Below are 25887 nucleotides of genomic sequence, written 5' to 3' on the forward strand. Positions count from 1 at the left end.
TTCCTTTAAAATTGTAATTGTTGTGCTTTATCGAAGTTGCTGTAGCTTGAGGTGATCACTTTGTCACCGGGCTCAAGACCGCTGAGCACTTCGTAATAATCTTGGTTTTTTCGACCTAGGCGGATGTCGCGGCGAACGGCGCCACTGTTATCATCATTCATGACATACACCCAGTTACCGCCTGAACTGCTAAAGAATGCACCTCGCGACAACAACAGCGCATTATCTTGACTACCGCCAAGCATGAGCTCGACATCCAAGCTCTGTCCCCGCTTGATGTTGCTCGCTTGCTCTGGCAGTTCGACTTCAATTTGAAATTGTGATTGCTGCACGCGACTGTCTATTTTGGTGACTGTGGCGCTGACATCCCCTTGTTCAAGTTCAATAATGACCTCCATACCAGAGCGTACTTGGCTGAGATAAAACTCGTCTAAGCGGATCACTAGCTTGTACTCGTTGGGTATATCAATCTGACCTAAACGCGCGCCACGACTCTTTGATGCGCCAATTTCAACATCCAACTCACTCAAATACCCGTCCACAGGGGCAGTGATCAGCAAGTTATCGAGGTTGCGGCGCGCAAACTGAAGGTTTTTCTCGAGCATTTCAGCACTATCTTGTAGCTGTGCCAACTGCACTTCACGAATGCTTTTCTCTTGCTGTTGACGCTCAATGGTGAGCTCTTTACGCGCTTGATAATAAGCTAAGTCTTCTTTTATCTCAGAGAGCTGCTCTTGAGAAAGCATGCCTTTTTCTACCAAGGGCGCAGTTTGCTTAAGGCGGCGAGTTAGATGAGTGATTTTCAGTTCAATTTCTAATAAATCTCGACGTAAGTTTAAGCGGCTGGTCTCCATATTCATCTGGGTGTTACGCAGAAAGTTAAGTTGCTCAGTAACTTGTGCTTCCCGGCTCATTACATCAAGTTGCAAATTGGTGTTACTTAAACGCACCAGAGGCTGACCTTTTTTAACAAATTCACCCTGCTCTACAAGACGCTCTTCCACCTGCCCACCGGCAATAGTGTCGAGGTAGATGGTGGTTTTTGGTACTACTTGTCCGCGTAAACTTAGTGCATCGACAAATTCGCCTTGGTTCACGGTGCTTACCGTTAAATTACTGGCATTAACCGTTTGGCTACGACCTTGTGAAGAGCTTTGACTAAACCCGTAAGCAGCGGCCGCAACACTGAGAGCAATAACCGACATTGCGACTTTCTTCGCGTGCTTTTTTAAGCCTGATGATTCTATTTTTCTATCCATCTCAGTCACCCAATATATGTGTTCGCTATATAAGGGGTAACTATCAAGCTCCGTGCCAAAATTTAAATTCCATAAATTTCACTTACTTAGTTTGAAATCGAGATTATTCTGAGCAATAAGGTGTCCGCTTATAGAACACCTCAATTCTTTACAGTGCCCATTTGTGGACAGGGAATGAATAACTGGGGTAGGCTAAAAAGAAAAAGCCAAGGCAGGGATATGAAACAGGCAGGCTCTATACTAGTGGTTGATGACAACCCCGATATTCTTATCGCCGCACGTTTATTACTTAAACAGCATTATCAAAGCGTTAAAACCACAGATAATCCCTTTGATATAGAGGGAATCGTTAACGAGCAACAGCAGGCTGACCAGCCCATTGATGTGATTTTATTGGATATGAACTTTACCCAAGACTCCATCAGTGGCCAAGAGGGATTCTACTGGCTAAAAAAAATCGCCGCGCAAGACCCCACGATTGTGGTGCTGCTTATGACCGCGTACAGCGACATTCAACTGGCTGTAGATGCAATAAAGGCTGGTGCCGCAGATTTTATCGCCAAGCCATGGCAAAACGACCAGCTGTTAGCCAGTGTCGCTGCTGCGTTTAGCCACGCCAAAGATAAGCGCCAAGTGGGTCAGCTCAAGCGCCAAACCCAAGGCTTAAACGATGCATTAAATAGCAATAAATTTGCCTTTTTAGGGCAAAGCGATGCGATGTTAAAAGTATTCGATACCATCGAACGAGCAGCCCAAACCGACGCCAATATTCTTATCACCGGTGAAAGTGGTACCGGTAAAGAGCTCACTGCCCATGCTATCCACCAGCAAAGCCTACGTCATAGCGGCCCTTTTATTAGCGTTGATATGGGAGCCATGAGCGCATCACTGATGGAGAGCGAATTATTTGGCCATAAAAAAGGCGCTTTCACTGATGCCAAAGAAGACCGCGTTGGCCGCTTCGAACTCGCTGGCGGTGGCAGTTTATTCTTGGATGAACTGGGCAATTTGCCGCTGGAGCAACAAGTGAAGCTGTTGGCAGCATTGCAAAATCGGCAAATCACGCCCATTGGTGGCAGCAAAACCATCGATGTCGATATTCGTTTAATCAGCGCCACCAATGATAATTTACATGAGGCAGTCAGCGAAGGCCGTTTTCGTCAAGATTTACTGTATCGAATCAATACCGTGGAAATCGCCCTACCGCCGCTGCGCGAGCGTCATCAGGACATTCCTTTACTGGTTGACTACTACCTCAACCATTTTGGCCAAAAATACAAACGCGAACTTAGCGTTAGCAATTCCAGCATGCAGGCGTTAAGTAGCTATCAATGGCCAGGCAATGTACGCGAATTAGCGCATGCAATAGAACGAGCGGTGATCCTCTCTACCGGCACTGAGCTAGATATTGGCTCAGTTATTAGCGCACCGGCGACCACCGGTAGCGCAGCACCACAGCAAGGTGAGCAGTACGATACCTTCAACCTAGAAGAGCTGGAACATCGCGCAATTCGCGCTGCACTCACTCACTTCCAAGGTAATGTGAGCCACGCCGCTAAAGCATTAGGGCTGACTCGTGGTGCCATGTATCGACGCTTAGAAAAATATGGGCTTTAACACTGATGTCTGCAAATACAAAACTGTCGTTATTGTTAGCTGGCGTTATACTCACGGCATTAGGCGCCCAATATAGTTGGTACAGCTTACAATTACCGGCGCTAACCACAGGCATGGTATTGGTCGCACTGGCCTGCATTTGCAGTATTTTAGTGCTGTTTAAACGCCAAAGCCGCCAAGCGCAATTAGCACTTAAAGCCCTGGCTAACGGGGATAGTAGCCTAGGGTTGCCTCGCAACCATCCTATGCGGGTACAGTATAACGAAGTAAAAGAGCAAATCTTGCAAGCCCGGTTGGCTGCGGAGCAACAAGCCCAGTTTATGCAAACCCTGCTAATCCATATCGATATGGCGGTGTTAGTGTTCGATGCGCAGGGCAATATTATTGAGCAAAACCCGGCTGTCGCTAGGCTGCTCGGGGCTCCCGTGAAAGACCTGCAATCGTTAGCGCAGCTCGGTGAGTTTATTAGTGAAGCACAAAGTCAGTGTCAATCAACCGCTCTATGGCAGCGAGGAGAACAGCAGGACACCTTGTCTATACAAATAAGCTTGGCCACCATCCAAGGGCAAGAGCTAAAAATTGTCACTTTGCAGTCGATTCATGAGCAATTACTACTGAAAGAACAACAAGCCTATAAGCGCTTAACGCGCGTTCTCACGCACGAAATTGCCAACTCGATTACCCCGCTGTCATCATTGGCACACACCTGCACCGGTCTGTTGCCACAAGGACTGAGTTTTACCGATAGCGAAGATAAAGAAGACTTAGCACTCGCCTTACAAACCCTGCATAGCCGCACTGAAGGGTTAAGCGCCTTTATCGCACGTTTTCGATCCATCAGTAATCTGCCCAAGCCAGATCTCAAGGCGCAATCTCTTGCAGATGTGGTAACACGTTGTTGTGCCCTATTCAAAACAGACTTGGAGCAGCAGCATATTGCTCTAAAGCTACAAACCCACAGCGACACTTTAGTGATGTGTGATGCCCAGCAAATTGAGCAGGTATTAATTAACCTGATCAAAAATGCCATAGAAGCGATGAGTGTGAACTGTGCGGACAAAACCTTGTCTATGGTTGTTGATAAAAATAGCCAAGGGCAGTTATACATTGCCGTGTGTGATACCGGTGGTGGCATCAGTAAACAAGCTCAAGAAATGATGTTTGTGCCTTTTTTCACCACTAAACAGCAAGGTTCAGGGATAGGTTTAGCGCTAAGCAAACAAATTATGGTTAGCCATGGTGGCGACCTAACCTACCATGAACAACCCCAAGGGGCATGTTTACGCTGCGTCTTTGGCTAACGCCAATGGGCTCTGAGGGCGCAGTTAGCAAGCCCTCGCTTCAGCGGCCGCTCAGATTTAGCTCACCTTATGTTAAGGTGCCAACGCTAAGCTGATTCGCCGAAATGACCGAATTCAGTTTATTATTTAAGTAGCATTTATGTATCGAATTTCAGCGCTATTAGTTTTTTTGTTCCTCGCGGGTTGCCAGAGCATGAGCTCGAAGCCCCAGCCCCCTGTAAACAATGACACCATAAAAACCGAGGCTCAGTCCCCAAGTGTAAGTGAAAAGGCGGTACCGCCGTCAGTGCAACCGAAACAGCCGCAACAAACACCGCAACAAGTGGACGATGTATGGCAGCGTATCCGTATGCAATTGAGCTTTGCAGACTCGACTCACCCGGATGTGATGAAGCGCGTTGACTGGTATTTATCACATCCTAATTATATGGATGAAATAAGCCGTCGTGCCGAGCCTTACTTGTATCATATAGTGACAGAGGTAGAAGCGCGAAACCTGCCAATAGAATTAGCGCTAATGCCGCTGATTGAGAGTGACTTTGATGCCAGCGCCTACTCTCACAAGCATGCTAGCGGCCTATGGCAGTTAACGCCTTCGCTTGCTCAATACTTTGGCGTTAAAATCACGCCTTGGTACGATGGCCGCCAAGATGTATTTGACAGCACAGCGGCGGCGCTGGACTTTATTGAGTACCTGTATAAGCGTTTTGATGGCAACTGGTATCATACTATTGCTGCATACAATGTTGGCGAAGGTCGAGTGCGCAATGCTATTGCGGCCAATAAAAAAGCTGGGAAAAGCACGGACTTTTTCGCACTCAAACTGCCCAAACAAACACGCAAATATGTGCCCAAACTGCTTGCTGCAGTGCATTTGCTAAAACATGAAAAAATGGACTTCCCAGCAATTGATAACAGCCCAGCCATTTCGCCTCTCCCCATCAAAGGCGCAGTTATTTTAGCCGATAAGTCGCAATGGCAAGATGTGCAAGACCTCAATCACGGTGTAATCCGCTTTCCTGCGATCATCGACGCTCCGCATTTAGTCGTACCCAAGGCTAAACAGCAACACTGGCAGCAAGCCATTGCCAAACAACAAAGTAGTGATTACAGCCAATGGCAGCATTACACCATTGCTAAAGGAGATAGTTTAAGTGTTATTGCCGAGCGTTATGCTCTTAGTGTTAAGCAGCTAAAGACGTTCAATAACCTTAGCTCCGATCGCATTCGCATTGGTGATAAGCTGATTTTACCGGTATTAGCCGATGAGCAAATCGAACATAAGGTCAGCTCGGGGGAGAGCTTATGGAAAATTGCCCGCCATTACCAAGTGAGCATTGCCAAATTAAAACAGTGGAACAACCTTTCAAGCAATATATTACAGGTTGGCGACACCCTCACCGTGTTTCTATCACGCAGTTAATCCTGCAACCATTTACTCATGGCCGCATCAAAGGCGGCCTGCTTTCTTTGTTTGAGATGCGGGCAAATGACTTCACCTGCGGGCATATCCGCTTGCGCCATCGGTGAAGAAGCATCCATGACAAAACAGCGGCCATCTTGGCGTAACAGATAGTTACCCGTCACCTTGTCACCAGCGAGCACCTGCATCGCGCCCGTTGATTGCTGCACTGATGTAATATTTGGACCGGAGTAATGAGGAAGCTCATCAAGCTGTACCTTGCCCACCCCAACTGATGACTGAGTTTTCGCAAACGCACGAGTGACGCGTTGCTCAAAGTGCGCATAAGGGTTTATTCTCACCGGGGGTTTGTCTGCTTTTTCAGCAGCAGCCGCTCGGCTTTTTAGAGCTTCACTGTGCTGATTAGCTTTTCCTTCACCTTCCTCTTTTTGAACGGGCGTGGCTGAGTGAGAGTCATTATTTACTGAGCGCTGCGGCTCAATCGGCTCTGGCGCATGCACGGGCTGCTGGTTCTTATTTTCTGGCGGTGGCAAGCTAATCATCACCACCTGCATGGTTGCCGGTGACTCTTCCTGATGCGCTCGCATTATCGCCGGAGTGGCGGTGCTCAACACATACCCAAGAATTAGCATATGGCAAGTAATTGAAATGAGTAAGGCGCGTAAAAACATATCCCTATGCTACAAAAATAACATCACCTTATAAGGACTGCAGATACGACGATTTAGTTCATGGGGCTGCGTAAAAATAGAACAAGCCGCATAGCGCGACTTGTTTAACTTGCGTTAAAAACTAACTACTTCAGGTTTTCAATGAGCTTATTGGTACGCAGAACGGTCTCATGCAAGCTGTTTTCCAATACGGCATCAACCTTGTCATTATGACAGATCTCAATATCCGTCACCCATGCGGTGGCAAATGATTCATTATGCAACAAGGTGAAATCCGGACATGACTGATAACCATTATGCGATGCTCTGATAGGCCAGGCCACATAATTGGCACTCACAACAACGACAATTAAAACAAAGAAAACCACTGAGGCCTTTCCTAATCTATTTAATGCTAATTTAATATGTTTATTTTCTTGCCATATTTCATTCATAGAGCCAAAAATACCTACTACAAAAGCGAATATGGTAATAGCCCAACTTATAGGTATGAGGGGGAATAGAGGTTCAAATACTACGAGTGACAAACCACTTGCTGGGTAATTAAATTGTATAGCTGATAGCTCAAATCCAAGCGCTAACATAAACCATGTAAGTAAAATAACGACAAGTAAAAGAAATACTGTAGCGTACAAGTACATAGTATCCACATCCCTACGCATTTAATATCTCCTGTTGTAGTAAGGGTTATCGCTTAAGAGGCGCTGTAAACGTCTTGAAATAGCTAATTCGACTGATTTAATAATGACTTTAGAAGCAAAAATGTAAGCTGTTTGTACATATCTATCAAACTCACGTTTCAGAAGTTCTTTTTGTCGTTGTATTTTCTTTTCTGTTTGCTCAAGGAAGCTCACAAGAGCATTTGTTACTCCCAAATGCTCATCTAGCAGGCTAAGGCCCATACCAATACCAACACCCAGTATTAGACCAACACCTATAGCAACAACTACGAACCCTGTTGCGGATATCACAGCCGCTACTACTAGAGCAAGCAAAGTAGCTATAACTATTTTTACAATGTCAGTAGCAGTTGTGGCAAGCCAATCGGTCCATCGGTATTCATCCTTAAAAATCCAATCAATTGTATTCAGCGTAATAGAAAAGAAAATCGAAATAAGAAAACCTTGTTTCGCCCCTGCTTTCATCGCTTCTCGCCCAACCCCTACTGTCATAAGCTTAGGACTGTTAATCGGGTAGCGCGCACTTGTAACTATACTTCGTAATTTATGATTACCTTTAAAAACAATATATTTCTTACCGTTTTTAGTTACAAGGTCAAACTTTCCTTTTATATTCCCAGACTTTCTAAAGTCATTAGCTAATTTTAGAAATGAGGGAGTGTCCTTGACCGCTGCGCCTAAGTTTGCACCAAACCAAGCCGCGCTCTCGATTGCAGAAAGTGCTGTAACTCTGGAAAAATAGTCTTTAACTTCTTCTATGGTTTTATTTCTACGTTTATGAAACTCAATCCACAGCCTGACAAACTCTTCTTTTGTCAGTGCATAAATATCGTGTTGCTCTTTGTTTAGATCTCTTCTGAGAGCAGCCTGATTACGGCCGCGAGTGATACTTGGGTGTTGATGGGGTTTTTGATGTAAAAATGGGCCTGGCATTTTGCACTCCTTGCTAATGTAAAAGTTTAGACTCAATCCTGGAGCCTTTTCGGCAATGTTATCAACTTTGAAACATAAATTAAATATATGACGTACTAGTAATTATAGCAGGCTCTGCAACCGTCTTTAAAATAGTTTTTATAAAGAACAAGCCGCATAGCGCGGCTTGTTTTATTATCACTTGGCGAATGCTTAACAGCTTAGCTCTTTTTTGTAGGCCGTTGCCAGCCGTCTAAATTACGCTGCTTGCCTCGCGCTACCGCCAGCTGCTTATCGCCCACATTGGTGGTCACGACTGAGCCGGCACCCACTGTGGCAGTGGCGCCAATTTCTACCGGAGCCACCAGCGAGGAGTTAGAGCCAATAAAGGCATGATCGCCGATAATAGTTTGCGACTTATTAACGCCATCGTAATTACAGGTGATTGTGCCGGCGCCTATATTCACCTTTTCGCCTATCTGTGCATCGCCCAAGTAGGTCAGGTGATTGGCTTTTGAGCCTTTTCCTAGACGGGACTTTTTCATTTCCACAAAATTGCCGATATGAGAGTCTTCTTCCATAACTGCCCCGGGGCGTAGGCGCGCATACGGGCCTAAGGTGCACTTCGCAGCGACACTGGCATCTTCAATCAAGGTATTGGCCTTAATCACCACACCATCACCAATTTTGCAGTCTTTTAATACGCAGTTCGGGCCGATAACAACATCGTCGCCGAGCTCTACCTGACCTTCAAAGATGACATTAACATCAATGTGTACATCCTGACCTGTGGTCACTGTGCCACGTACATCGATGCGGGCCGGGTCGGCTAGACTCGCACCGTTGATCATCAACTGTTCGGCTTGCCAACCTTGATAGGCACGCTCTAACTGAGCGAGCTGTACGCGATTGTTAGCGCCTTCAACTTCCATAGGGTGCGATGGTTGGCTTGAACTGATTTCAACGCCTTCTGAGTGGGCCATAGCGACAATATCGGTAAGGTAATATTCGCCTTGAGCATTACTGTTCGATAGATTGCCCAACCACTTTTTCAACAACCCGCCATGACAGGCCATGATACCGGTATTAATTTCGGTAATTTTCAGTTGCTCTTCATTGGCATCTTTTTGCTCGACAATGCCCACCAGTTTGCCATTATCGCGCAGCATACGCCCATAGCCATTAGGATCGGCCAAATCCACGGTAAGCACCGCTAGGCCACGCTCAGGAGTAGCTTTTAATAACCCTTCTAAGGTTTCTTGCTTGGTCAGTGGCACGTCGCCATATAAAATCAGTACTCTATCGTCATCGCCAATATGTTCTTTGGCTACAGCGACAGCATGGCCCGTGCCTAGCTGCTGCTCTTGTAGCACCCAATTGACCTCATTATGACCGAGTTGTTGTTTAAGCAACTCGCCACCATGACCATAAACTAGGTTGGTGCTGGTGGCCCCTAAGGCCTTAGCATTATCAATGACGTGTTGAACCATCGGCTTGCCGGCAACCGGATGCAGCACCTTAGGCAACTTAGAACGCATGCGTGTACCTTTACCCGCAGCTAAAATTACAGTCGTTAAATTCATTCTAATATCCTTTTTTCGCGACGTTACAGCGCACACTCAGCTCACGCTTTAAGTTGGCACATCCTGTGTCCGAACACAGCTGGCTAAAAAGCCGCCAGCGATGTTCTGGTATGGCTATCGACAATACCGACCATTGTATCTGCAACAGTGTGAACATAGAAAGAACAGACATAAAAAAACCCGCGCTTAAAGCGCGGGTTTTTGCAAACCTATGAGGTTGGAAGCGTTTAGCTGTTACGCAATTGACGAATAACACGAAGCTGCGCAAGCGCCTCTTCGAGTTGGATCGCTGCTTTATGGTAATCAAGCTCGCCACTGCCAGCTTTATCCATTTGCTCTTGCGCTTCACGCTTAGCCTGCTCTGCCGCTTGTTCGTCAAGCTCTTCAGCTCGTACAGCGGTATCTGCAAGGACAGTTACATTATGAGGTTGTACCTCTAATGTACCGCCAGCAACATAGATGATTTCTTCACCACCTAGTTGCTTTACTAAACGGACCATTCCAGGTTTGAGGGCAGTTAGTAGCGGTGCGTGGCCAGGCATAATACCAAGCTCACCTTCACTACCTGTCACTTGAAGTGATTCTACGCGACCAGAGAAAATCATCTCTTCAGCGCTTACAACATCAAGATGTACGGTCATAGCTGCCATACTCCCCTCCTAGTTACATGCTTTTCGCTTTTTCAACAGCTTCTTCGATTGAACCTACCATGTAGAACGCTTGCTCTGGTAGCTCATCGTATTCGCCGTCAAGAATGCCTTTAAAGCCTGCGATAGTGTCTTTCAATGAAACGTATTTACCTGGCGCACCTGTAAATACCTCAGCAACGAAGAACGGCTGAGATAGGAAACGCTGGATCTTACGTGCACGTGATACTACTTGCTTATCTTCATCAGACAGCTCGTCCATACCTAGGATGGCGATGATGTCTTTCAGCTCTTTATAACGCTGTAGCACGGTTTGAACGCCACGCGCGATGTCGTAGTGCTCTTGACCGATAACAAGCGGGTCTAGCTGACGTGAAGATGAGTCAAGTGGGTCAACCGCTGGGTAGATACCTAGTGACGCGATGTCACGAGATAGTACAACTGTTGCATCCAAGTGCGCGAACGTCGTTGCTGGTGACGGGTCAGTCAAGTCATCCGCTGGTACGTATACCGCTTGGATTGAAGTGATTGAACCGGTTTTAGTTGACGCGATACGCTCCTGTAGTACACCCATCTCTTCAGCAAGTGTAGGCTGATAACCTACCGCTGATGGCATACGACCTAGTAGTGCTGATACTTCAGTACCGGCTAGGGTATAACGATAGATGTTATCTACGAAGAATAGTACGTCACGACCTTCGTCACGGAACTTCTCAGCCATAGTTAGACCAGTCAATGCAACACGTAGACGGTTGCCTGGTGGCTCGTTCATCTGACCATATACTAGCGATACTTTATCGAGTACGTTTGAGTCGTTCATTTCGTGATAGAAGTCATTACCCTCACGCGTACGCTCACCAACACCAGCGAATACTGAGAAGCCGCTGTGCTCGATTGCGATGTTACGGATAAGCTCCATCATGTTTACGGTTTTACCTACACCGGCACCACCGAATAGACCAACTTTACCACCTTTAGCGAATGGACATACAAGGTCGATTACCTTGATACCAGTCTCTAAAAGTTCAACTGAGTTGCTCTGCTCTTCGTATGAAGGTGCAGCTCGGTGGATAGACATACGGTCTTCTTCACCGATTGGGCCAGCTTCATCAATTGGGTTACCCAATACGTCCATGATACGACCTAGGGTCTTAGTACCAACTGGAACCATGATTGGCTCGCCAGTATTCTCTACTGCTGTACTACGACGTAGACCGTCAGTAGTACCTAGTGCGATAGCACGTACCACACCGCCACCTAGCTGTTGTTGCACTTCTAGTGTCAAACCTGCTAGGTCGCCTTCTGTAATTTTTAGTGCGTCATATACGGCTGGCACGTTGTCTTGTGGAAACTCGATGTCCACAACGGCGCCGATAATTTGGACGACCTTACCTAAACTCATGTCAATTCCTCTCGTTAAACTTTGCCGAAGCGTTAAACCGCTGCCGAACCGCTCACAATCTCACTGATTTCTTGTGTGATTGCTGCTTGACGCGCTTTGTTGTACTGCAATTGCAACTGATCCATCAGGTCGCCGGCATTATCAGTTGCAGCTTTCATTGCAACCATACGGGCGGCCTGCTCAGAGGCAGCATTCTCAACCACACCTTGATAAACTTGTGACTCAATGAAACGCACCAACAGAGTTTCCAAAATGGCCTCTGGTGTTGGCTCGTACAAGTAGTCCCAAGCGTGGGCTGATACTTCTTCTTCAGCTTTTGGCAAAGGTAATAACTGATCGATTACTGGCTCTTGCTTCATGGTATTAACGAAATGGTTATATACCACGAACAAACGGTCAATTTTGCCTTCAGCGAACTCATCGAGCATCACTTTCACAGGACCAATTACGTCCTGAACTGAAGGGGCATCTCCAAGGCCTGCCTTTTTCGCGGCAAGCTGACCACCAAAGCTTTGGAAGAACCCAGCAGCTTTGCTGCCTAGGGTTGCGTAAGTAGCGTCAACGCCCTTTTCTTTCCAAGCCTTTACGTCTTGTGAGACTTTCTTGAACTCATTAGTGTTCAAGCCGCCACACAGACCACGGTCTGTAGAGATAACAATATAACCAACTCGCTTTACATCACGCTCTTCTAAATAAGCGTGACTAAAGTCAAGATTCGCTTGAGCAATACGACCGATCACTTTGCGTAAGTTCTCAGCGTATGGACGGCTAGAAGCAACACGCTCCTGTGCACGCTTCATTTTTGAAGCGGCAACCATTTCCATTGCGCTGGTGATCTTCTGAGTATTTTTAATACTCCCGATCTTGCTTTTAATCTCTTTTCCGCTGGCCATGACTCTCTCTCCGAATCTCGGTGAGCGCAATGCACTCACCTTAGATAACTAAATTACCAAGTTTGCGTTGACTTGAACTTCTCAAGAAGTTCTTTCAACTGTGCTTCAATCTCGGCGTTGTAGTTACCAGTTTCATTGATTTGCGCCATTAGCTCTGCGTACTCGCTTTTAGCGAAGCCGATTAGGCTTGCTTCGAAGTCCATGATTTTGCTTACTTCGATGTCAGCAAGGAAGCCTTTTTCAGCAGCGAAAAGTGATAGAGACATTTCCGCAACAGACATTGGCGTGTACTGTTTCTGCTTCATTAGCTCGGTTACGCGCTCACCATGCTCAAGTTGAGCACGTGTTGCTTCGTCAAGGTCAGAAGCGAACTGCGAGAACGCCGCAAGTTCACGATACTGAGCAAGCGCTAGACGGATACCACCACCTAGTTTCTTAACGATCTTAGTTTGCGCAGCACCACCTACACGCGATACAGAAATACCGGCGTTAACCGCAGGACGAATACCTGAGTTAAACAAGTCAGTTTCCAAGAAGATCTGACCATCGGTGATTGAAATCACGTTGGTTGGTACGAAGGCAGAAACGTCACCACCTTGAGTTTCAATGATTGGCAATGCCGTCAATGAACCTGTTTGACCTTTCACTTCACCATTGGTGAACTTCTCAACGTAGTCAGCGTTTACACGTGCTGCACGCTCTAGAAGACGTGAGTGAAGGTAGAAAACGTCACCTGGGTATGCTTCACGGCCCGGTGGACGCTTAAGTAGAAGTGAAATCTGACGATACGCTACCGCTTGCTTAGACAGGTCATCGTATACGATAAGCGCGTCTTCACCACGGTCACGGAAGAATTCACCCATAGTACAACCAGCAAACGGTGCTAGGTACTGTAGGGCTGCAGATTCAGAAGCCGATGCAACAACAACAATCGTGTTTTCTAGGGCACCGTGCTCTTCTAATTTACGTACTACGTTAGCAATAGTCGATGCTTTTTGACCAACCGCTACATACACACACTTAATGCCTGTGTCTTTTTGGTTGATGATAGCGTCGATTGCTAATGCAGTTTTACCAGTTTGACGGTCACCGATAACCAATTCACGTTGGCCGCGACCAACTGGAATCATGGCATCGATAGACTTATAACCAGTTTGAACTGGCTCATCTACTGATTGACGGTCGATTACACCTGGGGCGATTTTTTCGATTGGCTCGAAACCTTCGCTGTCCAGTGCACCTTTACCATCGATAGGCTGACCTAGGGTGTTTACTACACGACCTAGAAGACCATTACCGACTGGTACTTCAAGAATACGACCTGTTGATTTAACTTTTACGCCTTCTTTAAGGTCAGCGTAAGGACCCATTACTACTGCACCTACTGAGTCACGCTCAAGGTTCAATGCGATAGCATAACGGTTGCCAGGAAGCTCGATCATCTCACCTTGCATACAGTCAGCTAGACCGTGGATGCGGATGATACCGTCAGTAACAGATACGATAGTACCTTCGTTACGTGCTTCACTTACAACTTCAAACTGCTCAATGCGTTGCTTGATCAGCGCAGAAATTTCTGTGGAATTAAGTTGCATGCTCTTTTTCCCAATTACGATTGTAGTGTGGCCGCTAAGCGGTCAACTTGGCCGCGTATAGACCCGTCGATTACGGTGTCACCGGCACGAATTACCAACCCGCCAACGACGGAGGCATCAACACTACAATTCAGCTTAACTTTGCGTGCGAAACGTTGTTCAAGTGCCGCGCCTAGTTTCTCTTGCTGCGCTGCAGCAAGCTCCGTTGCAGAAATCACTGTGACTTCGATTTCTTTGTCGAACTCAGCCTTAAACTCGGCAAATAGTTCGGCAACGTCAGGCAGGGCGGCTAAACGTTCATTTTCGGCCATTAGCTTGATAAGATTTTGACCCTGTTCGTTGAGTTGGTCAGCACAAACCTTGATGATTACATCGGCTTGGTCAGACACAGACGGCAGGCTGCCAATGACTGCATTAACCTGCTCATCGCTGGCCACTTGGCCAGCGAAGTGCAGCATTTCATGCCATTGGGCAACCGCGTTTTTCTCAACGGCAAGCTCAAAAGCCGCTTTAGCGTATGGGCGAGCGATGGTAGTCAATTCAGACATGCTCATACCCTCCTAGTTACAGCTCTGCGACAAGTTTTTCAACGATGTCGCTGTGTGCGGCTTGGTCGATCTCGCGCTCAAGAATACGCTCAGCACCGACTACTGCTAGAGTAGCAACTTGCTTACGTAAATCTTCTTTCACGCGGTTACGCTCTGCTTCAATCTCAGAGTGACCTTGAGCTATGATGTTTTCACGCTCTTGCTGACCACGAGTTGTCTCTTCGTCAACAATAAGCGAGGCACGCTTTTTAGCTTGCTCGATGATTTCAGCAGCTTGAGCTTTCGCTTCTTTTAACTGTTCCGTGGCTTTTTGACGAGCCAGTTCCAAGTCTTTCTCAGCTTTATCAGAAGCAGCTAAACCATCTTCAATTTTCTTTTGGCGAGCTTCAATCGCACTATTTAGCGGTGGCCATACGTACTTCATACAGAACAGCACGAACACCGTAAATGCGATTAATTCACCGATAAGAGTGGCGTTAATATTCACGACCGCTCCTCCTTATTGACAGTTGTTCTAAGAGCTACTAGTGAATTAAAGTGCGAACAACATGTACATAGAGATACCAACACCGATCATAGCTACGGCATCGATAAGACCAGCAAGGATGAACATTTTAACCTGTAGTGAAGGTGCAAGCTCAGGCTGACGCGCACACGCTTCTAGGAATTTACCACCCATGTTACCGAAACCAACTGCAGTACCGATTGCACCGAAGCCGATAAGTAGAGCAACAGCGATATACTTAAGACCTAATACTAGTTCCATTTTTTTCTCCAAAGTTTTTAAAGTAAATTAAAAAATAAAAGTTAATAAATCAGTTTATTAGTGGTTGTCTGAGCTAGCCATGCTTAGATAAACAATGGTCAGCATCATAAATACGAATGCCTGTAGTACGATAACCAAGATATGGAATACCGCCCATACAAAGTGCAGTGGTAACTGCATTAAACCCACAGCGCCGATAAGGATGAAGATCATCTCACCTGCATACAGGTTACCGAATAAACGCAGTGCCAATGAAAACGGCTTAGCAATCAATGAAATTAGCTCTAACAGCAAGTTACATGGAATTAAGAACACCATTGCTAGTTTGTTCTTAGTGCTAAACGGGTGCAGCGTTAACTCAGCAAGGAAACCACCGATGCCTTTAATGCGAATTGAGTAACCAATCATTAGCAAGAAAACGCCAATGGCAAGACCTGCAGTCATGTTCAAGTCAGTGGTTGGTACGATTTTCATGTATACGTCATGAGAGTCCATACCAAATGCTGTTTCGCCCACCCAGCCTGCAAATGCAGGAAGGAAATCAACCGGGATCAAATCCATAAGGTTCATTAGGAATACCCAAACGAAAATCGTTAAGGCAAGGGGGGCAATTAACTTACTTTTACCGTGGTAAGTGTCGCGTACGTTGTCACCAACAAACTCAACAATCATCTCAATGAAACATTGAAACTTACCAGGTACACCTGTGTGTGCTTTTTTAGCGGCGCCACGGAAGATCCATAAGAATATAAGACCTAATCCGATTGACCATGCGAGGGTATCTACATGCCATGTCCAGAAGCCACTGTCCGCACATGCTTTGTTGAACTCAATACCGGCATCGGTTGAGCACATCTTAGCATTGGTCAAGTGGTGCTGAATATGGCTCGATAGAGTCACTTCTTCTGCAGCCATGTTTTATCCCAAAAGTTAATGATTAAAAAAAATCGGTGCTATCCACTGTGTGGCAAATATCAGCACATAAGCGCTGAAAAAGGGTACTGGAAGCAATAAAAAATGTTTAAAAGCCAGTACGAACATACACACAGTGAGCAAAAACTTTAACGCCTTTCCTCGTTTCAACGAGCTTAGGACTTGTTCTGATTTGCTTGCGCCCATATATCTAAATGCATAAGCGGCAAATACAAAATTAGGGAGTACAACAGTCAAGCCTCCAAGCCATGCTGAGAGACCGGCTTCTACTCCCCAACCTACTAAAACTATTACTGCAGCGATTGTTGCTACGACACCCTGAAAAAGAACGCCCTTAAATGCGGCGCGGCGATACGGGCCTGCTAACCTTTGCGTCACTTTTTATTAACCTTAATAACTTTAAATTTTATTAGGGTGTGAAAACTGGCGAAATTATACTTGTTTTTGGCTGATTTGCAACTTGAGTCAGTGCGATTTGGGGGAATTTCACCCCCGCGAAACGGGGGTGAGAGCGCCTTAGCGACTAATCTTTAAACTGTGGGTCAATACGGTGAAGAATTCCGTCTAACTCTTCGAGATTTGTATAAGAAATCACCAACTTACCTTTACCTTTTTGGTTGTAGTTAATTTCTACCTTAGCGCCGAGATTATCTTCGAGCTTTTGCTCTAACTGTATGACATCTGGATCTTTTTCTTTCTTCTGCGGCTTTTCTACGGGCTCCAGAATAGAACGCACGAGTTTTTCGGTTTCACGCACGGTTAGCGCTTTAGCTACGGCAGTGCGTGCCGCTTCAGACTGCAACTCACCACTTAACGCTAATAAACACCGAGCATGACCCATTTCAATATCGCCATGCTCTAACATGATTTTAACATCATCGTTAAGGTTATTGAGTCGTAATAAGTTAGTGACAGTGGTGCGCGATTTGCCAACGGCATCAGCCACTTGCTGGTGCGTTAACTCAAATTCATCAATCAGTCGACCTAAAGCGATGGCTTCTTCCATAGCATTTAAATCTTCACGTTGAATGTTTTCAATCAACGCAATAGCAACTGCTGCTTCATCCGGAACTGCCTTGATAAGGCAAGGCACCACATCAAGTTTAGCTAACTGAGCGGCGCGCCAACGGCGTTCACCGGCGATGATTTCATAGCTGTCAGGTGCAACTTGGCGCACGACGATGGGCTGAATAATACCTTGTGCACGAATGGAGGAAGCAAGTTCTTCTAACGCTTCCTCCGACATATCTTTTCGCGGCTGATACTTTCCAGGACGTAAAAATTCGATCGCTAACTTTTGCAACTCACCACTTTGCGCATTCGCTTGCGCTTGTGAGTGTTCTTCAACAGGTGCATCTGCGCTTGGCGCTGGGCCAGGAGCTGGCTTAGATGACGTCAGTAGGGCGTCTAGACCCCGTCCTAATCCACGTTTTTTAGCAGACATTGGTTGGCTTACCTCTACGTTTAGGCGACTGCAGGTGTTTGTTTTTCTTTTCTGCGCAGTATTTCACCGGCCAAGGCAAGGTAGGCTTTGGCGCCTGCAGAGGCTCGGTCATAATACATGGCCGGCGCACCAAAGCTAGGGGCTTCTGCGAGACGAACATTGCGCGGAATAACGGTTCGGTAGACCTTATCGCCAAAGTGCTGTTTCAATTGCTCAGAAACATCATTGGCAAGGCGGTTGCGCGGATCGTACATGGTTCGCAAGATGCCTTCAATCTGTAATTTAGGGTTCACTAACTGCGCCAATTGCTCGATGGTTCCCATCAGCGCTGTAATTCCCTCAAGGGCATAGTACTCACACTGCATAGGCACGAGTACCGAATCAGCGGCGGCCATGGCATTAACGGTCAGCATATTCAGTGAAGGTGGGCAATCGATGAAGATATAATCATATTGCTCCAGAATTTTCTCCAACGCGTTGCGCAGGCGCACTTCGCGTGCGAATAATTCCATAAGCTTAACTTCAGCGGCAGTCACATCGCCATTGGCAGCAATTAAATGATACTCACCCGAGGTTTGCTGGATGACAACGTCATCAAAAGGTTGCTCTTCAATGAGTAAGTCATAAATAGTGGCGACATCATCGTACTTATCAACGCCGCTACCCATGGTCGCATTGCCTTGAGGATCGAGATCGATAAGTAAAACTTTACGCTTGGTCGCAGCCATAGAGGCCGCCAAATTCACGGCTGTGGTGGTTTTACCCACGCCTCCTTTTTGGTTTGCAATTGCAATGACTTTAGCCACGGTGATCCTCTGCCAATTAAGCTTTTTTTAGAATTATAAGATGACGTTCGCCCTGAAGCTCTGGAACTGATAACTCAATGTCCTGGGTAAACGAAAATCCAGCAGGGAGGTTGGCAAGTTCCTGCTCAGGATATTGGCCTTTCAAAGCTATAAAACGTCCATCTTGATCAATTAAATGCGCGCACCAATGCAACATATCATCAATAGAGGCAAAGGCACGAGAAAGCACTCCATCTAATTTAACACTTGGCTGATAATCTTCAACTCGACTCTGTACGGCGGTTACATTTTTTAGGCCAAGCTCATGTTTTACTTGCTTAAGAAAAGTCACACGCTTGCCAAGGCTATCCAGTAGTACAAATTCGGTGTCGGGTAGGGCAATGGCTAACACCATACCCGGTAAACCTGGGCCGGTGCCAACATCAATGTAATGTTTACCCTCTAAATGTTCAGCTACCACCAAACTATCCATAATATGCTTTACCAGCATCTCATTAGGGTCGCGAACAGACGTTAAATTGTATGCTTTGTTCCACTTGTTTAATAAAGCAACATAGGCGAGCAACTGATTAATTTGTTGCTCGCTTAGAGAGATATTGGCTGCGGCCAATAACTGCGTAAATTTTTTTTCTAACATGGATGTGTTATGTGGTTACGCTGATTTGCGTAACATGCCCTGCTTTTTCAGATACACCAATAATAGCGAAATCGCCGCTGGAGTAATACCAGAAATACGCGATGCTTGGCCAATGGTGTCCGGGCGAGCTTCGCTCAGCTTGGCAACAACCTCATTTGATAAGCCAGATACTTGGCTGTAATCAAACTCCGTTGGCAAAATAGTTTGCTCATGGCGCAACTGCTTTGCGATCTCGTCTTGTTGGCGAGCAATGTAACCAGCATACTTTGTTTGAATCGCTACCTGTTCAAGTGCTTGCTGGTTGTCTGACTCACTCGCTAAACCTTCGATAGCGGTAAGATCGCGATAATTGATCTCAGGGCGACGGATCAACTCTTCTAAACTGGCTTCACGGGTCATCGGTGATTTTAATAACGCGTTCACTGCGTCCTGTGCTGGGTGATCTTTATGGATCCAAGTGGAACGAATACGTTGTGTTTCTTGTTCCATCACTTCTAATTTTTCATTAAATGCAGCCCAACGCTGGTCATCGACCAAACCCAGTTCTCGGCCTTTCTCGGTAAGGCGCAAGTCAGCATTATCTTCGCGAAGTAGTAATCGGTATTCGGCACGTGAAGTAAACATGCGATAGGGCTCTTTGGTACCTAGCGTGGCTAAGTCATCAATTAATACCCCTGTGTATGCTTCATCACGGCGTGGAGTCCAAGCTTCTTTGCCTTGTACTTGCAACGCGGCATTCATACCTGCAATAAGCCCTTGTGCTCCGGCTTCTTCATAGCCTGTGGTGCCGTTTATTTGCCCAGCAAAGAAAAGCCCTTGAATAAACTTCGTTTCTAATGACGGCTTAAGATCCCGAGGGTCGAAAAAGTCATACTCAATGGCATAACCAGGGCGACAGATGTGGGCTTGCTCAAATCCAGCGATGCTGTTGACTATTTGCATCTGCACGTCAAATGGCAAACTCGTGGAGATACCATTTGGGTATAGCTCATAAGAGGTTAACCCTTCTGGTTCAACAAAGATCTGGTGCTTATCTTTATCGGCAAAACGAACTATTTTATCTTCAATCGATGGGCAGTAACGCGGACCGATCCCCTCAATCACGCCTGAATACATAGGCGATCGGTGCAGATTGTCATTGATAATCTCGTGCGTTTTGTCGTTTGTGTAGGTGATATAACAAGGGATCTGCTGCGGATGATCTTCCACCTTACCCATAAACGAAAACACAGGTGTGGGCGTATCACCAGGTTGTGTTTGCATTTTGCTGAAGTTGACGGTGCGAGCATCAATTCGTGGAGGCGTGCCTGTTTTTAAACGATCAACGCGAAAAGGTAATTCACGTAAGCGCTGTGCTAACGCAATTGAAGGCGGATCCCCAGCGCGGCCACCTTTAAAGTTTTCTAAGCCAATATGGATTTGGCCACCTAAAAAGGTTCCTACGGTGAGTACCACGGATGGCGCACTGAACTTCAATCCCATCTGGGTGACAACACCTGTAACTTTATCACCCTCTACAATCAGATCATCACAGGATTGCTGGAAGATCTTTAAGTTTTCTTGGCGCTGCAGAATCGCTTGTATTTCCGCTTTGTACAACGCTCTATCAGCTTGGGCACGAGTTGCACGTACAGCAGGGCCCTTCGATGAGTTTAATGTTCGAAATTGGATCCCGCCTTTGTCGATCGCTTTTGCCATGGCACCACCAAGGGCATCGATCTCTTTCACCAAATGGCCTTTGCCGATCCCACCGATTGCAGGGTTGCATGACATTTGCCCTAAGGTGTCCATATTATGCGTTAGCAATAGCGTATTCATGCCCATTCGTGCAGAGGCCAAAGCGGCTTCTGTACCAGCGTGACCGCCGCCAACAACAATGACATCAAAGTGCTCATGAAAAATCATTTAATGCTTCCTACAACCAGTGAAATATTAAGAGGAGGCGTATTCTACCTAGAAATTAGCTTAAGGGAAATGGTTAAATAATGTTCACTCAAGGTAAAGAGATCTTATATATAAAAGGATCTTTTAAAGAGATCTTTTATTGATCTTACTACTAGGATCCTACTTTTCTGTTGATAACCCTATAAAACGTATGATTAACAACAGATTAAGCGATCTAAGTTATTGTGAGTATGATCGGATCTAGTAGGGGAGAACATCTGATCAAAAGGCCCTTTTATACACAGGCAAGATTCGCTTCGATCTTATCAAGTGTATAATCATGGTTAAGATCGCAAGATACCAAGCTTTTATCCACATACCGATCTAAAAAACAATAAATATGTGTATAACTTTTTAGTAAGATCGTTTTCTTACAAGTGTTTTAATAGTTCTGGTAACCACCGTTCAGCCGTATCTTCAGGTAGATCTTCGCCAAGAACATCTATCTCCAAGCGAGGTAAGAGTGGTTGAGCTTGTTTTGATAGCAACAATTGCTCGATGTTTTTGGCCGCATAGTTATAGGTATCGTAACTAGAATCTCCTATACCAATGATCGCAAAGCGAATATTGTCGAGATTAGTGAGGCCATTGAGATCTTCAACAAAAGGCTGCAAATTATCAGGATAGTCGCCAGCGCCATGGGTTGATGTGCAAATCAACCACGCAGCCTCCATTTTCATATCCTTAAGATCAGGTTGCTCATGTAAAGTACAGCTTATGCCTTGATCTTCCATTAAGTCACTTAACTGTTCGGCCACATATTCAGTGCCGCCCATTTGACTACCAATAATAATTTCGAGCTGGCTCATTGTTACTACGCCTAAATGTTGTTGCGCCCATGATACCTGATCTGTGGTTAGGCTCAATTGATCTTAATCCCTGTGTGTAGTTCTGAACATCAATAGCTGTTTAAAATGAATATATAGTTATGATAAATATAGAGTTTTTAATTTTTAAAGCTGTTGATAAAAAGTCGATAAGCTTAGGTTAAAAAGCCATGCCCGTTCATCATAACTGGGTAATTTCACGCTGTTTTCTACTGATAAAGAAAAATTGCATGGGTGTGTATGCTTTGCTTGTGGATAATGATCAATAGAGATTATCTCGGCGTATTTTTGGATCTATAAAACTCATTTAATAGATCCAATACTTCTATAAATTTTCTATTTATTGGCTTCATTTCTTTTGTGAGTGCCCGTATTTTTGGATCTGATGCCCTTAATGTGCCAAGTCTCCAGCCTCAAATGCTTTGTTAATGTTAAAACGCATGAATGACTGCTACCCAAACTAGCTATGTCTGACTGATCTTTTCACTGTTAATCACGTTTTTTGGTGCAGATAGGCATGTCAGTTTTTAATTGATCGCTATAAAAATTGCTCAGTAACGAGTCGCTGGTAGCTAATATTCACACAAAATAGCGCCGATATTTGTCGCAAATATGCATCATCACTATTGTTGTTGCTGTGGGCATCTAGCATCGGTGAGATCTTATTTAACGCTAGTTTAGCGTTGTTTTATGCCAATAAATTAGGGAGTGACGAGCTCACTTATGTGTTCGTTTTGCCCTGATAGCTGTCATTTTTGGATTGAGTTGTTGACTATTAGGTGAGCCGAGCTTTGCTTTTCTGATGATTTGGAGTGTTGAGTTACAGAGAGGGAGCTGAAAAAAGCCCACACAAAGATGGGCTCGCTAGACTTTATTAATCTATTTACCGATACAAAAGGAGCTGAAGATCTTGCCGAGCAGATCGTCAGAGGTGAATTCGCCGGTGATCTCGCTTAAATACTGCTGGGTTAAGCGCAGCTCTTCTGCCAAGATCTCCCCGGCAACATGGGCTTCAAGTTGCTCTTGACCGGTATACAAGTGCTGCTGCGCTCGCTCTAATGCATCTAAATGACGGCGGCGAGCCATAAAGCTGCCTTCTTGGGTGCCCTCAAAGCCAATGCATGATTTAAGGTGCTCTCGCACATGGTCAATGCCTTGTGCTTGTTTGGCGCTGAGGCGAATAACCGGATGAGTAGGGTGGTCATCAAACCCTGGTTGCTCGCCACTGAGATCGACCTTATTCCTGATCACGGTAATGCCCATATTGGCGGGCAGCTTAGCGGTAAACTCTGGCCAAATTTGCTCTGGGGTGGTGGCATCCGTTTCCGTGGCATCAACCATAAACAGCACGCGATCGGCTTGGTTGATTTCTTCCCAAGCGCGTTCTATCCCTATTTGCTCGACCTTATCTGGGCTTTCACGTAGTCCTGCGGTATCAATAATATGCAAAGGCATCCCATCGATATGGATATGCTCTTTTAATACATCACGAGTGGTGCCTGCGATATCGGTGACAATGGCGGCATCACGCCCAGCAAGGGCGTTAAGCAAGCTTGATTTACCGGCATTAGGGCGACCAGCAATGACCACGCGCATACCATCACGAATAATGCTGCCTTGCTTCGCTTGTTTGCTAACTGCCGCGACCTTATCGAGAATAGCTTGCAAGTCGTTGCCAACCTTACCATCACTAAGAAAATCGATTTCTTCATCAGGGAAGTCAATGGCCGCTTCCACATACATGCGCAAGTGAATAACTTGCTCCACCAGCTCTTCAATATGTTTTGAAAACTCGCCTTGTAGTGAGTGCAGGGCACTTTTAGCCGCTTGTTCTGAGGTTGCATTAATTAAATCGGCAATTGCTTCGGCTTGGGTTAAATCAAGCTTATCGTTGAGAAAAGCCCGCTCCGAGAATTCACCGGGCTTGGCCAAGCGTACGCCCTCAAGTTGGCTAATCTCTTTTAACAACATGTCGAGAATCACAGGGCCGCCATGGCCTTGTAGTTCTAGCACGTCTTCGCCGGTGAAAGAATGTGGGCCTTGAAAGAACAGCGCTATGCCCTGGTCTAATTGTTGTTGCTGCAGGTCATTAAAAGGCAGGTATTCGGCGTAGCGGGTGCGTGGGCAGCGTCCTAAAATGCGCTCTGCGACCAGCTTTGCATGGCTGCCAGAAACACGAATAATACCCACACCACCACGACCTGGCGCGGTGGCTTGAGCAACGATTGTATCTTGTGAAAGCATAGAATTACTCGATAAAGCCTGAATGGATGTATTGTAACCTAATGTTGTTATAAACAATAAAAAAGCGGCTCTTAGGCCGCTTTTTTTAGCTTCAATAGCGGGTTGTTAACCGCGTACTTTCATGCCTTTTTTCTCCATACCGCGATAAATAATCAGCATTTGCGCAATGGAGATAAGGTTAGACACGAGCCAGTATAGAACCAGACCTGATGGGAACCATAAGAAGAAAACCGAGAAGATTACTGGCATCCAGGTCATCATCTTTTGTTGCATCGGGTCGGTAACCGTCATTGGCTGTAGTTTCTGCATCAAGAACATACTCGCACCGAACAAGATAGGCAGTACGTAGTAAGGGTCTTTTGATGACAGGTCAGTTAGCCATAGGCCGAACTCAGCATGACGCAGCTCTGGCGACTCTAGGAATACATAGAACAGCGCCAAGAAGATTGGCATTTGCAGTAACAGCGGGAAACAACCACCCATCGGGTTTACTTTTTCCTTCTTGTACATTTCCATCATGGCCTGACCGAACTTCTGGCGGTCATCACCGTAGCGCTCTTTCAGTGCTTGCATTTTCGGTTGCAGGGCACGCATCTTCGCCATAGAGGTGTACTGTGCTTTCGTTAATGGGAAGAGTAATGACTTCACCACAATAGTGATGGCGATAATAGCCAGACCCCAGTTACCTAAGAAGCTGTAAAGGAACTTAAGTAGGGTGAGCAACGGTTGTGAAATGAACCACAGCCAGCCATAGTCAACAGCCAAATCAAGGTTAGGGTGAATGGCTTCAAGGGCATCAGTGTCTTTAGGGCCCATATAGTAAGTGGCGCTGATGTCCGCTGTGCTATTGGCTGCCACCGTAATTGGCTCTGACTTTACACCAATTTGCGCAACTGAAGGCGTGATAAGGCGCATATAGACGGTGTTTTGTTGCTCTTGGTTTGGTACCCAGGCACTGACAAAGTAGTGCTGAAGGAAAGCGATATAGCCGCCTTGGGTGGTTTTATTTAATTGTTTGTCTTCAATATCAGAGAACGAGTATTTTTCATAATTTATCTCGTCTGTACCGTAAGCACCACCAAGGTAGCTTTGATCAATTAAACTGCCTTTTTCTTGCACTGTACGCTTAACTTGTGCAAACAACTGCACTTGCAGTGGCGCTGCGGTGGTATTTTCTACGTTGTAGTCCATCGCTACATCGTACTGACCCTGTTTAAAGGTGTAAGTTTTAGTAAAGCGAACGCCTTGTTCATCAACGAAAGTCAGTGGCACCGTTAAGGTATCGCCATTGAGAGTATATTGTAGCTTCTCAGAGTCATACACTGGGCGTTCGGCCTGCGCATCAGGACCATTTAAACCAATTAAGCCACTTTGTGAGAAGTACTGATTGCCATCAAACTCCCCCAATAATAGGTAAGGAGTATCGCTGCCATGGGTTTCGGCGTGCTTAAGCAACTTAGTTTCGATGATGTCACCGCCCAAGGTATCAATTTTTACGGCAAATACATCGGTAGTCACTTCGATAATTTTACGGTCCACAGCAGTGGCAGTAAGGGAATTATCAACGTCTGATTGCGGTACATCTGACTGACCGGCCTGCTGGCTTTGCGTCTTTTGTTGCGTTTGGGCACTAGGCTGCTGCGGTTGGTTGTAGTCATTATTCCACTCTTGGAATAATAAAAACGACACCAACAACAGGCCGATTATTAAAAACGTGCGTTGCGATTCCATAACAGCTCTTATTTCTCGTCGTTT

The 25887-nt window shown here is 45.9% G+C and carries 24 protein-coding genes; 3 read left to right on the forward strand and 21 right to left on the reverse strand.

The features are described from left to right. Nucleotides 1–5: 5 nt before the first annotated feature. The gene (locus MHM89_RS17150; RefSeq protein WP_239409340.1) at nucleotides 6–1259 is read right to left on the reverse strand and encodes an efflux RND transporter periplasmic adaptor subunit; all 1254 of its coding nucleotides are present in this window, start codon (nucleotides 1257–1259) and stop codon (nucleotides 6–8) included. A 219-nt stretch (nucleotides 1260–1478) separates the two neighbouring features. On the opposite strand from MHM89_RS17150, the gene MHM89_RS17155 reads away from it, so the two are divergent. From MHM89_RS17155 to MHM89_RS17165, 3 genes are all read left to right on the forward strand, one after another. Beyond that, the gene (locus MHM89_RS17155) at nucleotides 1479–2876 is read left to right on the forward strand and encodes a sigma-54 dependent transcriptional regulator (RefSeq protein ID WP_239409341.1); all 1398 of its coding nucleotides are present in this window, start codon (nucleotides 1479–1481) and stop codon (nucleotides 2874–2876) included. Nucleotides 2877–2881: 5 nt separating this feature from the next. Then, nucleotides 2882–4177 (forward strand): ATP-binding protein, encoded by a 1296-nt coding sequence (locus MHM89_RS17160; RefSeq protein WP_138507924.1) that lies wholly within the window; start codon nucleotides 2882–2884, stop codon nucleotides 4175–4177. Between the two features lie 193 nt (nucleotides 4178–4370). Beyond that, nucleotides 4371–5600 carry a LysM peptidoglycan-binding domain-containing protein gene (locus tag MHM89_RS17165; RefSeq protein ID WP_235420035.1) on the forward strand — a complete coding sequence of 410 codons (1230 nt, stop codon included), beginning with the start codon at nucleotides 4371–4373 and terminating at the stop codon, nucleotides 5598–5600. On the opposite strand, the gene MHM89_RS17170 is transcribed toward MHM89_RS17165, so the two are convergent. The 20 genes from MHM89_RS17170 to yidC all read right to left on the reverse strand — a co-directional run bounded on the left by MHM89_RS17170 (nucleotide 5597) and on the right by yidC (nucleotide 25863). Beyond that, nucleotides 5597–6271 (reverse strand): hypothetical protein, encoded by a 675-nt coding sequence (locus MHM89_RS17170; RefSeq protein ID WP_239409342.1) that lies wholly within the window; start codon nucleotides 6269–6271, stop codon nucleotides 5597–5599. The two genes, MHM89_RS17165 and MHM89_RS17170, sit on opposite strands and share 4 nt — an antisense overlap. 125 nt (nucleotides 6272–6396) lie before the next feature. Then, a complete protein-coding gene (locus MHM89_RS17175) occupies nucleotides 6397–6933 on the reverse strand; it encodes a hypothetical protein (protein WP_239409343.1) in 537 nt (178 codons plus the stop codon). Further along, nucleotides 6934–7884 carry a hypothetical protein gene (locus tag MHM89_RS17180; RefSeq protein WP_239409344.1) on the reverse strand — a complete coding sequence of 317 codons (951 nt, stop codon included), beginning with the start codon at nucleotides 7882–7884 and terminating at the stop codon, nucleotides 6934–6936. 200 nt (nucleotides 7885–8084) lie between these two features. Then, the gene (gene glmU, locus MHM89_RS17185) at nucleotides 8085–9446 is read right to left on the reverse strand and encodes a bifunctional UDP-N-acetylglucosamine diphosphorylase/glucosamine-1-phosphate N-acetyltransferase GlmU (protein ID WP_045979459.1); all 1362 of its coding nucleotides are present in this window, start codon (nucleotides 9444–9446) and stop codon (nucleotides 8085–8087) included. Nucleotides 9447–9673: 227 nt separating this feature from the next. Then, on the reverse strand, nucleotides 9674–10096 hold the full coding sequence (locus tag MHM89_RS17190; RefSeq protein ID WP_022944891.1) for a F0F1 ATP synthase subunit epsilon: 423 nt from the start codon (nucleotides 10094–10096) through the stop codon (nucleotides 9674–9676). A gap of 13 nt (nucleotides 10097–10109) precedes the next feature. Beyond that, nucleotides 10110–11495, reverse strand: a complete 1386-nt coding sequence (gene atpD, locus MHM89_RS17195) for a F0F1 ATP synthase subunit beta (RefSeq protein WP_022944890.1) — start codon at nucleotides 11493–11495, stop codon at nucleotides 10110–10112. 32 nt (nucleotides 11496–11527) lie between these two features. Beyond that, nucleotides 11528–12388: a F0F1 ATP synthase subunit gamma gene (gene atpG, locus MHM89_RS17200; RefSeq protein WP_022944889.1), complete on the reverse strand. Its 861-nt coding sequence runs from the start codon at nucleotides 12386–12388 to the stop codon at nucleotides 11528–11530. Between the two features lie 53 nt (nucleotides 12389–12441). Continuing rightward, the gene (atpA, locus tag MHM89_RS17205) at nucleotides 12442–13983 is read right to left on the reverse strand and encodes a F0F1 ATP synthase subunit alpha (RefSeq protein WP_022944888.1); all 1542 of its coding nucleotides are present in this window, start codon (nucleotides 13981–13983) and stop codon (nucleotides 12442–12444) included. A gap of 14 nt (nucleotides 13984–13997) precedes the next feature. Further along, nucleotides 13998–14531, reverse strand: coding sequence for a F0F1 ATP synthase subunit delta (gene atpH / locus MHM89_RS17210; protein WP_022944887.1), 534 nt, complete (start codon nucleotides 14529–14531; stop codon nucleotides 13998–14000). A gap of 16 nt (nucleotides 14532–14547) precedes the next feature. Then, on the reverse strand, nucleotides 14548–15018 hold the full coding sequence (gene atpF / locus MHM89_RS17215) for a F0F1 ATP synthase subunit B (protein WP_022944886.1): 471 nt from the start codon (nucleotides 15016–15018) through the stop codon (nucleotides 14548–14550). A 45-nt stretch (nucleotides 15019–15063) separates the two neighbouring features. Then, complete coding sequence (gene atpE / locus MHM89_RS17220) at nucleotides 15064–15297, reverse strand: F0F1 ATP synthase subunit C (protein WP_022944885.1); 234 nt, start codon at nucleotides 15295–15297, stop codon at nucleotides 15064–15066. Nucleotides 15298–15354: 57 nt separating this feature from the next. After that, nucleotides 15355–16212 (reverse strand): F0F1 ATP synthase subunit A, encoded by an 858-nt coding sequence (gene atpB, locus MHM89_RS17225; RefSeq protein ID WP_022944884.1) that lies wholly within the window; start codon nucleotides 16210–16212, stop codon nucleotides 15355–15357. A 15-nt stretch (nucleotides 16213–16227) separates the two neighbouring features. Next, the gene (locus tag MHM89_RS17230) at nucleotides 16228–16608 is read right to left on the reverse strand and encodes an ATP synthase subunit I (RefSeq protein ID WP_045979460.1); all 381 of its coding nucleotides are present in this window, start codon (nucleotides 16606–16608) and stop codon (nucleotides 16228–16230) included. Between the two features lie 145 nt (nucleotides 16609–16753). Then, a complete protein-coding gene (locus MHM89_RS17235; RefSeq protein ID WP_045979461.1) occupies nucleotides 16754–17674 on the reverse strand; it encodes a ParB/RepB/Spo0J family partition protein in 921 nt (306 codons plus the stop codon). A 20-nt stretch (nucleotides 17675–17694) separates the two neighbouring features. Continuing rightward, nucleotides 17695–18480 (reverse strand): ParA family protein, encoded by a 786-nt coding sequence (locus tag MHM89_RS17240; protein WP_022944881.1) that lies wholly within the window; start codon nucleotides 18478–18480, stop codon nucleotides 17695–17697. A gap of 16 nt (nucleotides 18481–18496) precedes the next feature. Further along, on the reverse strand, nucleotides 18497–19117 hold the full coding sequence (gene rsmG / locus MHM89_RS17245; RefSeq protein WP_130146647.1) for a 16S rRNA (guanine(527)-N(7))-methyltransferase RsmG: 621 nt from the start codon (nucleotides 19115–19117) through the stop codon (nucleotides 18497–18499). Between the two features lie 15 nt (nucleotides 19118–19132). Next, a complete protein-coding gene (mnmG, locus tag MHM89_RS17250) occupies nucleotides 19133–21022 on the reverse strand; it encodes a tRNA uridine-5-carboxymethylaminomethyl(34) synthesis enzyme MnmG (RefSeq protein WP_239409345.1) in 1890 nt (629 codons plus the stop codon). Between the two features lie 410 nt (nucleotides 21023–21432). Next, complete coding sequence (gene mioC, locus MHM89_RS17255) at nucleotides 21433–21870, reverse strand: FMN-binding protein MioC (protein WP_239409346.1); 438 nt, start codon at nucleotides 21868–21870, stop codon at nucleotides 21433–21435. 897 nt (nucleotides 21871–22767) lie between these two features. Then, nucleotides 22768–24132: a tRNA uridine-5-carboxymethylaminomethyl(34) synthesis GTPase MnmE gene (mnmE, locus tag MHM89_RS17260; protein ID WP_022944876.1), complete on the reverse strand. Its 1365-nt coding sequence runs from the start codon at nucleotides 24130–24132 to the stop codon at nucleotides 22768–22770. Between the two features lie 105 nt (nucleotides 24133–24237). Next, the gene (gene yidC / locus MHM89_RS17265; protein ID WP_022944875.1) at nucleotides 24238–25863 is read right to left on the reverse strand and encodes a membrane protein insertase YidC; all 1626 of its coding nucleotides are present in this window, start codon (nucleotides 25861–25863) and stop codon (nucleotides 24238–24240) included. Nucleotides 25864–25887: the final 24 nt, after the last annotated feature.

The organism is Pseudoalteromonas sp. CNC9-20, from assembly GCF_022347875.1.
GTDB lineage: Bacteria > Pseudomonadota > Gammaproteobacteria > Enterobacterales > Alteromonadaceae > Pseudoalteromonas > Pseudoalteromonas ruthenica.

What these genes read in the sequence shown, in the direction of transcription:
- MHM89_RS17190 (WP_022944891.1), bottom strand. Translation starts at nt 10,096, where the DNA reads ATGGCAGCTATGACCGTACATCTTGATGTTGTAAGCGCTGAAGAGATG.
- mnmE (WP_022944876.1), bottom strand. Translation starts at nt 24,132, where the DNA reads ATGCTTTCACAAGATACAATCGTTGCTCAAGCCACCGCGCCAGGTCGT.
- MHM89_RS17180 (WP_239409344.1), bottom strand. Translation starts at nt 7,884, where the DNA reads ATGCCAGGCCCATTTTTACATCAAAAACCCCATCAACACCCAAGTATC.
- atpB (WP_022944884.1), bottom strand. Translation starts at nt 16,212, where the DNA reads ATGGCTGCAGAAGAAGTGACTCTATCGAGCCATATTCAGCACCACTTG.
- glmU (WP_045979459.1), bottom strand. Translation starts at nt 9,446, where the DNA reads ATGAATTTAACGACTGTAATTTTAGCTGCGGGTAAAGGTACACGCATG.
- MHM89_RS17155 (WP_239409341.1), top strand. Translation starts at nt 1,479, where the DNA reads ATGAAACAGGCAGGCTCTATACTAGTGGTTGATGACAACCCCGATATT.
- MHM89_RS17165 (WP_235420035.1), top strand. Translation starts at nt 4,371, where the DNA reads ATGAGCTCGAAGCCCCAGCCCCCTGTAAACAATGACACCATAAAAACC.
- MHM89_RS17175 (WP_239409343.1), bottom strand. Translation starts at nt 6,933, where the DNA reads ATGCGTAGGGATGTGGATACTATGTACTTGTACGCTACAGTATTTCTT.
- atpG (WP_022944889.1), bottom strand. Translation starts at nt 12,388, where the DNA reads ATGGCCAGCGGAAAAGAGATTAAAAGCAAGATCGGGAGTATTAAAAAT.
- MHM89_RS17170 (WP_239409342.1), bottom strand. Translation starts at nt 6,271, where the DNA reads ATGTTTTTACGCGCCTTACTCATTTCAATTACTTGCCATATGCTAATT.
- atpA (WP_022944888.1), bottom strand. Translation starts at nt 13,983, where the DNA reads ATGCAACTTAATTCCACAGAAATTTCTGCGCTGATCAAGCAACGCATT.
- atpD (WP_022944890.1), bottom strand. Translation starts at nt 11,495, where the DNA reads ATGAGTTTAGGTAAGGTCGTCCAAATTATCGGCGCCGTTGTGGACATC.
- rsmG (WP_130146647.1), bottom strand. Translation starts at nt 19,117, where the DNA reads ATGTTAGAAAAAAAATTTACGCAGTTATTGGCCGCAGCCAATATCTCT.
- atpH (WP_022944887.1), bottom strand. Translation starts at nt 14,531, where the DNA reads ATGTCTGAATTGACTACCATCGCTCGCCCATACGCTAAAGCGGCTTTT.
- yidC (WP_022944875.1), bottom strand. Translation starts at nt 25,863, where the DNA reads ATGGAATCGCAACGCACGTTTTTAATAATCGGCCTGTTGTTGGTGTCG.
- mioC (WP_239409346.1), bottom strand. Translation starts at nt 21,870, where the DNA reads ATGAGCCAGCTCGAAATTATTATTGGTAGTCAAATGGGCGGCACTGAA.
- atpE (WP_022944885.1), bottom strand. Translation starts at nt 15,297, where the DNA reads ATGGAACTAGTATTAGGTCTTAAGTATATCGCTGTTGCTCTACTTATC.
- MHM89_RS17160 (WP_138507924.1), top strand. Translation starts at nt 2,882, where the DNA reads ATGTCTGCAAATACAAAACTGTCGTTATTGTTAGCTGGCGTTATACTC.
- MHM89_RS17150 (WP_239409340.1), bottom strand. Translation starts at nt 1,259, where the DNA reads ATGGATAGAAAAATAGAATCATCAGGCTTAAAAAAGCACGCGAAGAAA.
- MHM89_RS17235 (WP_045979461.1), bottom strand. Translation starts at nt 17,674, where the DNA reads ATGTCTGCTAAAAAACGTGGATTAGGACGGGGTCTAGACGCCCTACTG.
- mnmG (WP_239409345.1), bottom strand. Translation starts at nt 21,022, where the DNA reads ATGATTTTTCATGAGCACTTTGATGTCATTGTTGTTGGCGGCGGTCAC.